Raw genomic sequence first — 6871 nt, 5'->3', positions numbered from 1 at the left:
TCCTCGATCGTGGCCGGCTGCAGCGGCTGCCCCCCCGCGCCGTACGGGCCGGGGCGACGATCATCGAGACGCTGCTGCTCGATCCCGGCCGCGAGGCGGAGCGGCTCGGAAGCTGGCAGGCCGGTGCCGATGCGGTGCTGGCCGACGCGCCCTGCTCGGGCACCGGCACCTGGCGGCGCAACCCTGAGGCGCGGTGGCGGCTCAATCCTGCGCGGCTGTCGCGGCTGGTCGAGACCCAGCGGCGGGTGCTGTCGCTGGCGGTGCCGCTGATCCGGCCGGGCGGCGCGCTGGTCTATGTGGTCTGCTCGCTGCTCGACGTGGAGGGTGCGGACCAGATCGCTGCGTTCCTCGCCGACCACCCCGGCTGGCGCGCCGAGCTGCCGACCCTTCCCGCCGGTCGGGCGCAGGCGGCGGGCTGGCGGCTGGACCCGGCAAGCGACGGGACCGACGGCTTTTTTGTCGCGCGGCTGCGGGCACCATGCTAGTTTCTGCTCCTGTGTTTCGCCTGGAGACGATCATGCGCACCACTTGGATAGCGGCCGCCGCGGCGTTGGCGCTGGTGTGCATGTCCACCTCGCTGCGCAGCCAGCCCGGTGAGCGCGGCATCGACCCGCGCTCGGCGCAGTTGCTGGCGCAAGGCCGTGCGGCGCTGGCAGCCGGCAACGCCGAGGGCGCGACCGACCTGATCGAGACCGCGCTGGCGGTCGATCCCCGCAACCGCGGTGCGATTGTGGCGCTGGCCGAGCTTGCCATGGCTGGCGGGCTGTCGGGCAAGGCGATCGGGCTCTATCGCGAGGCGCTGCTGCTCGATCCGAACGACACGGCGGCGCTGCGTGGCCAGGGCGAGGCGCTGGTGGCAAAGGGCGCGGTGAAGCGCGCGGGGGAGAACCTCGCCAAGATCAAGACACTCTGTAAGGCTGACTGCGCCGATGCAACCACCCTTGCCGCGGCGCTGGCCAAGGGACCGCCGGTGACGACCGCGCAGGTGACCCCGCCGGCTAGCGCGGCGAAGGAGTAAGGCGCGCCAAGGCGACGAACTCGGCGACGCTGACCGTTTCGGCACGGCGCGTAGGGTCGATCGCCAGGCTTTCTAGCGCCGCCAGCGCTCCCGGCACACCGCGCAGCGATTGGCGCAGCATCTTGCGCCGCTGCCCGAACGCCGCCGCGGTCAGCCGTTCCAGCGTGTCGAACCGGACATCTGCCGGGGTCTCGACCGGCTCCAGATGGACCACCGCCGACATCACCTTGGGCGGCGGCGTGAAGGCGGAGCGGTGCACCGGCATCGCGATCCGCGCCCGCGCCCGCCACTGTGCGAGCACCGCCAGCCGGCCATAAGCAGGTGTGTCGACCGCCGCAACGATGCGGTCGGCGACCTCGCGCTGGAACATCAGCGTCAGGCTCTGCCACCAGGGCAGCCACGCCTCGCCCGACAGCCAGCCGACCAGCAGCGCCGTGCCGACATTGTAGGGGAGATTGGAGACGATGTGCGGCTTGCCCTCGAACAAGGCGGGCGCATCGATCGCCAGCGCATCCCCCTCGATCACTCGCAACGCGCCGGGATAGGCCGCTGCCAACTCCTCCAGCGCCGGGATGCAGCGCCGGTCGCGCTCGATCGCGGTGACGCGGGCACCGGCGGCGAGCAGCGCGCGGGTGAGGCCGCCGGGACCGGGACCGACCTCCAGCACCTCCTGCCCCGCCAGATCGCCCGGCACCGCGGCGATACGGGCGAGCAGCTGGCCGTCGAACAGGAAGTTCTGCCCCAGCGCCTTGCTCGCCGACAGGCCATGGCGCGCGACCGTCTCGCGCAGCGGCGGCAGCGCCGTCACGCCGCGCCGGGCAAAGCCTGGTACGCCGCTCGGAAACCTGCTGCCCGGGCGGCCATGGCGATCGCCGCGATCATCGCGCCCGGGTTGGCGCGGTCCTGGCCGGCGATGCCGAAGGCGGTGCCGTGGTCGGGCGAGGTGCGCACGATCGGCAGCCCCAGCGTCATGTTGACGCCGTCGTCGAAGTGCAGCGTCTTGATCGGGATCAGCGCCTGGTCGTGATAGCAGCACAAAGCCACGTCGTACCGCGCGCGCGCGCGGTCGTGGAACAGCGTGTCGGCCGCGAACGGCCCGCTGGCGTCGATGCCCTCCGCCCGCAACTGCTCGATCGCCGGGACAAGGATGGCGATCTCCTCCTGCCCGATGGCACCGCCTTCGCCGGCATGGGGGTTGAAGCCGGCGAACGCCAGCCGTGGTCGCTCGATGCCGAAATCGCGCCGCAGCCCGCGCGCGGTGGCTCGCGCCTTGGCAACGACCAGAGCGATGCTGAGCAGCCCGGCGACCTCGGCGATCGGCACATGGGTGGTGATCGGCACGACCCGCAGCGATGGTCCGGCGAGCATCATCACCGCGTTGTCGCCGGCGATCCCGCACCGCTCGGCGATGAATTCGGTCTGGCCCGGATGAGTGAAGCCGATGCCGTAGAGCTGCGCCTTGGAGACCGGACCGGTGACCAGCGCCGCGGCCGGTCCCGACCGGGTCAGGCCGGCCGCCAGTTCGAGCGAGTGGAGCGCGCACCGGGCCCCCTCGGCATCGGGTGATCCCGGCACGATCTCACCGGCATCCTCCACCCGGAACACCGGCAGCGCGCCGGCGAACACCGCGCCGACCTGGCCGAGATCGGTGACGATCTCGACCGGCCCGTGCCAGACGCGCTCGACCGCGCGGGCATCGCCGACCGCGACGAACGGAGGCAGCGCGCGCTCGTCACGAGCGGCCCATGACTTGGCGATGATCTCCGGACCGATCCCGGCGGGATCGCCCATCGACACCGCAAGCGCGGCCGCCGCGCCGGTCGCGGCCTCAGCGATACTCGATCACCGCATCGCGCCGCAGATCGCGCAGCTTCTGCTGGGCGCGCAGGTTGACGCGGCTCTCCTCCAGCTGGTTCTGGACTTGGTCGGGCCGCGGCAGCTCCGCCGCCTTGGCGTCGCTACGGCCGCACAGCACCAGCGCGCGCACACCCTGTTCGGGTGAGCCGAAGGCCGGCGTCGCCTGGCCGACCTGCAGCTTGAGCATGATCTCCTGCAGCTGGACGGGCAGGTCGCGGACCCGCACCGCGTCGTTGTCCACGACTTCCGCGTTCAGCTGCGCCGCCACCTTCTCGACGGTGCCGCAGCCCTGCAGCGCCTGGATCGATTTGCCGAACCCGCTCGCCCGGCTCGCCGCCTCCTGCGGCGCGATGCCGGCGGGAAAGCGTACCGTCAGCTGCTTGAGGCTCAGCACCGCATCGCGCGCGTCGGCCGCACCGACCTGACGTTTGTCGGCCAGGTAGAGGATCGAGAAGCCGCCGGGTGTATCGACCGGCCCGGCGATCTGGCCGACCTGCATCTGCTGCGCCGCGGTGGCGAGCGCATCGGGCAGGGTCGACAGCTTGATCCAGCCCAGGTCGCCGCCGGTCGAACGCGTGGAGGACTCGGAGAACTGCCGCGCGGCCGCGTCGTAGGTGATCTTGCCCTGCTCGATCTGCTGGATCAGCTGGCGGACATTGGCGAACACCTGCTGCTGGTTGGCGGGCTCGGCCTTGAGATAGATCTCGTGCAGCTCGTACTCGTCGGTGCCGCGCTGCGCCTTCAGTCGCTCCAGGATCGCGTTGACCTCGGTGTCGCCGACGTTGACGGTTGGCGAGATCTTGCGGCTGAGATAACGCTGCCATGCCAGCTCACCCTCGATCTGGCGCTTGAGCGAGCGGTCCGACGAGCCATTCGCCCGCAGGAACGGCCCGAACTGCGCCACTGTCTTGTTGAGGTTCTTGGCGACCCGGCCATAGCTGTCGTTGATCTGGGCGGTGGTGACCGTCACATCCTCGACCTTCGCCTCCTGGATCTCCAGCGTCTCGTCGATCAGCGTGCGCAGCACTTGGAGCTTCAGCTTGTCGCGCTCGTCCTTGGTCAGGGTCGCGTTGTTGGCGATCGCGATCAGCGCCACGCGCTGGTCGACATCGGTGCCGGTGATGACGCTGTCGTTGACAACCGCGGTCGGCTTGCGGACATTGGGGTCGAGCTTGCCGAAGATCTGCAGGTTGGAGGGCAGGTCGAGGTTGGTCGGCGGCACCGCCTGGTCGGGCACGGTCTGGTCGGAGGCGGTCTGTTGAACGGGGCGAGCCACCCCGCCCGTCGTCGCCGTCAGCGCGGTCAGACCCGCCATCGCCAGGCGACCTGCTCTGCGTCGCAATCTCGTCACTACCATCATCACCCCATGCGGCGCGATACCGCCGCCACCCACTTGTGTCCGATTAGCTGAACCCGCGCTTAGCGGCCGAGGTTGGTCAAGGCCAGCGTCAACAGGAAGCTGTTGCCGCTGCGCGCATCGCCGGTCGCGACGTAATCGCGCCGCCAGGTGAAGCCGATCCGCAGGCAATCGTCCTGATACTGGACGCCGGCGCGGTGGCGCACGGGGCTGAACCCGTCGGAAATGGAAAGCGGGTCCTGGTCGCGGCCGGTCAGGTCGATGATCGACGAGGCGAACGCCGACCAGAAGCGCGAGATCTGGACGCGCCCGGCCAGCCGCAGCTCGGTATGATCCTCCAAATCCTCGATCGAGGGGAAGATGTCGCGATCAAGGCGTAGATAACCGACCGTGACATAGGTCTGGCGAGAGCCGACGGTCGCGTCGACCTCGTTGCGTCGCACCGTGAAATCATCCTTGTCGATGCGGTAGCGGTGGACGAACGACACGAAGTCGCGGAACCGGATCTCGGTGCGGCCGACAATATCGGATGCGCGGTCGGACAGCCCCGTCCCCTCGTAAAGGATGCTCGCCCGGTTCGACAGGCGATAGCTTTGGCCGATCGTCGTATCGATCGTGAGCCCCGGGAAATCGAGCGCCCATTCGACGCCATAGGTGACGCGGCTGGAATCCTCGTAGCGGTCATAGCCGGGGAAGCGGTTGAGGGCGAAGAGGTTGCTGTCCTCCAGGTCGACCGCGCGCGAATCCTCGTTGGGGACCGCGGAATTGTCGACATGCGGCGTGGCGACGATCTGCACCTGCGGCGTCAGCCGCTGCGTGCCGCCCAGGAACTCGCCGATCAGCGGCCACTTCACGTCCATCGCCAGCGTACCGATCGCGCGGGTGTGGAACCCGGCGAGGCCGCGATATACCGGGATGGTGTCGAGCACGTTGGCGCTGTGATAGGCGTCGCCCCGCGCCAGCGCCGTCAAGGTGACCTGCTGGCCGAACCGCGTGATCCGGGTCAGGTCCCATTGCGCGCTGACGAATGCGCGCTGGGTGTCCTGCCCCTCGCTGCGGGTGATGCCCAGCGTGTTCGCCTGCAGCGTGAAGACACCGCCCAGCAGCGGGTCGGCAATGCGGCGACGATAGTCGATCTCCGGCAGCGCGATCGGCTGGGCACCCTGCGCATCGTTGACCCGCAGCGTTTCGACGTACCAGCCGGTGATGCCCAGATAGCTGTTGCGGTCGATATGCTCGACGCTGGCGGTGCTGCGCAGCCGGTCGTCGCCGGAAATCTCGTAGCGGCGCAGGAAGGTGCGGTCGGTCACCAACCGCAGCGAGCCGCTGATCGACCAGTTTGGGGTCAGCTGATAGCGGCCGATGCCATCGAGGTAGCCGCGAAACGCCTCCTCCGTATCGGCTCCGCTGTCGTAGAAGGAGGTCAGCGTCAGGTTGTCAGTGCGGCGGCTCTCGGTCGCATAGGCAGTGACGCGGAACGATCCGTGAGTGCCCAGCGTGTCGTACTGCGCCTGGATCATCGGCAGCACGCCGGAATAGATGTGCGGCGTGATCGTCAGGCCGCGGTTCTGCTCCAGGCCGATATAGTAGGGAACGGCGAGCTCCAGCCCGTTGGCGCGGGTATAGCGGATGATTGGGCTGAGCAGGCCGCTCTCGCCCTTGTCGCCGACCGGGCTCGACAGCTGCGGCAGCGGCAGGGCGGGCAGGCCGAGCAGGTGAAGGCGAGCGCCCTTGTAATAGATGCGCCGGCGGTCGGGGCGATAGATCACCCTGACCGCGGTGATCTGCCAGCTCGGCGACTTGGGACAGCCCTGGGGATTGGTGACCGAGCAGGGCGTGTAGGCGGCCTCCTCGACGACGATGGTGCCGTCCTCCTGCCGGGTGCCGCGCTCGGCGGCGAGGCGGCCGCCGTCGTCGAGCACCACCAGCATGTTCTCGACCACGCCGTCCTTCAGCGCATCGGTCAGCTCGATCGAGTCGCCATAGGCGACATCGCCCTGCGGGTTGGTGACGGCGATGTTGCCGGTCGCCAGCACCTTGCCGCTGGTGCGGTTCCAGACCACCTTGTCGGCGCGCAGGCGGTTGCCCTGCCGCGTCATCCTGACGTCGCCGGTCGCGGTCACCACGTCGGCCTTGTTGTCATAGTCCAGCGCGGCGGCGGTGAAGTTTACCTCGTCCTCCCCGGCCGGCGCGGGATTAGTGGCGGCGGTCGGCGGCGCGACCGGACGGTTCTGCAGGTCCTGGCCGGCGGCAGTCCCCGCCAGCAGCAGGGCAAAGGGCGCGGCGCAACTCGCCAGCAGGTCGCAACGCAGCACGATGTCTGAACCATCCCTTTTGACCACGGCGCGCGGACGGTCGCGGTTCCGACCTTCCATATGCCGCCTATCGCACCCCAGCGCGCTCGCTGCAACGCGCTGCAATGTCGCGGCCTTGCTTGGCGGACGCATTGGCGTAGGGACCTGCCGGTACCTCGTCGCCAAAGAGTAGCTTCATGCAGATCGAATTCGTTGCCCATCCGGGCCAGCCGGCCCTCCTCGTCCTGCCGGTGGAGAAGGACGCGATCGGGCGTGTGGCGTGGGGCGGCATCGACGCGGCCGGGCAGGCGCTGGCGGCGGCGGCGGCGCAGGCGGGCCGGTTCG

Annotated in this window: 5 protein-coding genes and 1 pseudogene; 2 read left to right on the top strand and 4 right to left on the bottom strand. The window is 69.5% G+C overall.

Features of this window, described 5'->3' with window-relative positions:
* Together HUU96_RS09005 and HUU96_RS09000 are read left to right on the top strand one after the other, a co-directional pair.
* Positions 1 to 485 (top strand): annotated as a pseudogene (locus HUU96_RS09005) (RsmB/NOP family class I SAM-dependent RNA methyltransferase); the annotation flags it as partial.
* 32 nt (positions 486 to 517) lie between these two features.
* Complete coding sequence (locus HUU96_RS09000) at positions 518 to 1018, top strand: tetratricopeptide repeat protein (protein WP_174292490.1); 501 nt, start codon at positions 518 to 520, stop codon at positions 1016 to 1018.
* On the opposite strand, the gene rsmA is transcribed toward HUU96_RS09000, so the two are convergent.
* From rsmA to HUU96_RS08980, 4 genes are all read right to left on the bottom strand, one after another.
* Entirely contained in the window at positions 999 to 1826 is an 828-nt protein-coding gene (gene rsmA, locus HUU96_RS08995) for a 16S rRNA (adenine(1518)-N(6)/adenine(1519)-N(6))-dimethyltransferase RsmA (RefSeq protein ID WP_174292489.1), read from the bottom strand. The genes HUU96_RS09000 and rsmA overlap by 20 nt on opposite strands.
* Positions 1823 to 2854, bottom strand: coding sequence for a 4-hydroxythreonine-4-phosphate dehydrogenase PdxA (gene pdxA, locus HUU96_RS08990; RefSeq protein ID WP_302480228.1), 1032 nt, complete (start codon positions 2852 to 2854; stop codon positions 1823 to 1825). Before pdxA ends, rsmA begins: the two co-directional genes overlap by 4 nt.
* Positions 2847 to 4190: a peptidylprolyl isomerase gene (locus HUU96_RS08985; RefSeq protein WP_254605154.1), complete on the bottom strand. Its 1344-nt coding sequence runs from the start codon at positions 4188 to 4190 to the stop codon at positions 2847 to 2849. Before HUU96_RS08985 ends, pdxA begins: the two co-directional genes overlap by 8 nt.
* A 104-nt stretch (positions 4191 to 4294) precedes the next feature.
* The gene (locus tag HUU96_RS08980; protein WP_254605155.1) at positions 4295 to 6547 is read right to left on the bottom strand and encodes an LPS-assembly protein LptD; all 2253 of its coding nucleotides are present in this window, start codon (positions 6545 to 6547) and stop codon (positions 4295 to 4297) included.
* Positions 6548 to 6871: the final 324 nt, after the last annotated feature.

It is taken from the genome of Sphingomonas bacterium, from assembly GCF_903644135.1.
GTDB lineage: Bacteria > Pseudomonadota > Alphaproteobacteria > Sphingomonadales > Sphingomonadaceae > Sphingomonas.
Note: the sequence above shows the minus strand (reverse complement) of the source record. Positions and strands in the feature narration are given on the sequence as shown.